General features: G+C 33.3%; 2 protein-coding genes. Both read left to right on the top strand.

The genetic code is table 11. The features are described 5' to 3' along the window. The first annotated feature begins 235 nt into the window (after positions 1 to 235). On the top strand, positions 236 to 769 hold the full coding sequence (locus DEF52_RS05945; protein ID WP_151808129.1) for an HK97 family phage prohead protease: 534 nt from the start codon (positions 236 to 238) through the stop codon (positions 767 to 769). Positions 770 to 905: 136 nt separating this feature from the next. Then, positions 906 to 2,630 (top strand): hypothetical protein, encoded by a 1,725-nt coding sequence (locus tag DEF52_RS05940; RefSeq protein WP_151808128.1) that lies wholly within the window; start codon positions 906 to 908, stop codon positions 2,628 to 2,630. Positions 2,631 to 2,640: the final 10 nt, after the last annotated feature.

Genomic DNA, 2,640 nt, shown 5'->3' with positions numbered 1-2,640 from the left:
TCTGGTTCGTTTTTTACCATTCCTTCCTTAACTTAATGGCAGTGGAGAAGGTACTGCCGTCATAAAGGAACCAGTTTCAGCTACTTTCATGACATCGTTGTAACATTGTACCATATTACAATTTAGCGTTTTTAGTAACTAAAAAAATACTTCCCCTTTTTAGAGAACTGCATATAATAGATTTGACATTGCAGTGCATTGTGCAAACAGAATTCCCAATACTACAGGAGGCCTTATGAATAAGAAATTTCTCTATTCACCATTGTCAATAAAAAGCATAGGAGAAAACGGTGTATTTTCTGGTTATGCTAGCGTTTTTAATATAGTTGATAAACAAAATGATCTGATATTGCCTGGGGCATTTAAGGAAAATTTAAACAGAAATAAAATAAAACTCCTTTGGCAGCATAATCCTGACGAACCTATAGGTAGTATCATAGGTATTTATGAGAATGATGTTGGTCTATATATAATTGCACATTTACTTTTGGGTATTCAGAAAGCAGAAGAAGTGTATTTGATGCTCAAAACTGGAACAATTAACGGACTTTCCATCGGCTATATACCTATAGAGTATGATGTTGATCATGAAAGCGGAGCTCGGGTGTTAAAACAAGTGGAATTATGGGAAGTCAGTTTGGTCACTTTTCCTGCAAACTTAGCCGCTCAGGTAATCAATGTGAAAAATCAGAACAATGAACAGGAAATATTAGCAAGAGCGATAGAAAAAGCAAATGCTGTACTTACAAACACGTGTATTTCTGCTTAAAGTGTATTATGCAGGCAAAAGCTTTACCATAATTTGACAACCCGCGTTAGTATTTATTTAACATTTATACTAATATATATAACTTTATCACTGTTAAAATTTTCTGTAAATTAAAGTTAAAAAACAAGGTAATTTTATGTCAAATATTAATAATACGGTTAATTATGAAATTAATGTTAAACAAAAATACAGTTGGTCTACTGTGTTTGCTTGGTTGTACTTAAAAACGGTTGGACGAATACTACCAAAGAAATGGAACAAATGGGCAGAAAATATTCTATATTACGATAAAGCTACTGGAAGTAATGAAATTCGGACTGATGATCCTGAAACAACAAATGAAAGTGCTCAAATTGATTTAAAACCTGGAGTTGCGGTAAAAGAGAGCCAAAGTGGAGTAATAAGTAAGGATGAAACTACATTTCAAAATACAACAATGCAGACCGAATACGTTGAAACAACGGATAAAAATATTGAAGCTGATTTAAAACCTGAAGTGGCAGAAAAAGAGAGCCAGAGTGAAATAATAAGTAAGGATGAAACTACATTTCAAGATACGACAATGCAGACCGAATACGTCGAAACAACGGATAAAAGTTTCCAAGTTAATTTAAGACCTGAAGTTGCAGAAAAAGAAAGTCAAAGTGAAATAGTGAGTGAAGATGAAGGAATTCAAACTGAAGTAAGTGATGAATTCACCTCTGATGACAACTGCCTTGACGTGGAAGAAATATGCGCTGAAGTAAGTAATGAATTCACTGATGATGACTACTCTGATATGGAAGAAGTATGCACAGAAAATGATCAAGTACAGCAGATTGTAGACTTACAATTAGGAAATGACTTCTTAGAAGAGGAGAATAGAGAGTTAAGGTCTAAACTTGCAGAATGCGAAAAAGATTATACGGAATTGGAAGATGTTTCAGGCCAACTAGAGGAAGAGCTCTCAGCAGAATTAAAGGAAAAATCTAAATTGATATTTGGACTAAGCGAAAGATTAATTGAGTGCAACATAGAATCTCTAAATGAAATAAAAAGACCTCTGGTTGAAGTAGAAAAGGATATGAAAATAAATAGTTTAATGCGGTTAAATGAAGAATTAGATGAAGAGTTACAAGAAACCAGAGGAAAGATTGCAGAACAAGAGAAGTTGATAGAGCAGTTACAAAAGGAACGGAAGCAAGCAGAAAAAGCTGATATTAAGAAACTACAGGGAGAAAAAGAAAACCAAGAACAACAAAAGTTGGAAGAAAAGTTAAAGGGTGTTGATAAAAGGTTAGGAGATATTGATGGAGAAACTAAAAAATCACAAGGACAAACAAAAACTAAAACGCCAGATGCAGTGAGTTTGGTAAGCACAGTATCTACTGGAAAATCAACTACTAGCTCTAGTAGATCAACCCTTTCAAAATTGCGGAACTTGCCCAATAAGCTTTTTGGGGATAAGAATCTCAATAACTTTTTATCTAGGAAAAACGAGGAGTTAAAAAAAGGTTTTCCTGAATTTAAAGAAAAGCACTTTTGCCATAACGTGCTTGATGAAACCATAAAATCTCTATCAAATAAAAATAGTGGAAAATTTGAAAGTAAAGAATTACTTAAATTATTAGAAAGTAATTTAAAACAATCCGCAAGGGAGATCATAGAAGCTAAGGTTAAAAAAGTTGTCAACGAACATTGTAACATTGGAACAAATGTAGGTAAAGAACTACAAGATGACACGTTAAAAGCCAAGTTGTCATCTTCTGTTGTAAAATGTGTAAAAAAATTAGAATTTAACAAACAAGAAGGGGTAAATAAGATTGTAGACTCTATCTTGCACAGCTTTATAGCCTTTCTTATAATAGTCCGAATGCGATAAGATATGTGTT

This window comes from Wolbachia endosymbiont of Nasonia oneida (assembly GCF_009012935.1).
GTDB classification, from domain to species: Bacteria; Pseudomonadota; Alphaproteobacteria; order Rickettsiales; family Anaplasmataceae; genus Wolbachia; species Wolbachia pipientis.
The sequence above is the reverse complement of the archived record's forward strand: the minus strand, read 5'-3'. Positions and strand labels throughout refer to the sequence as shown.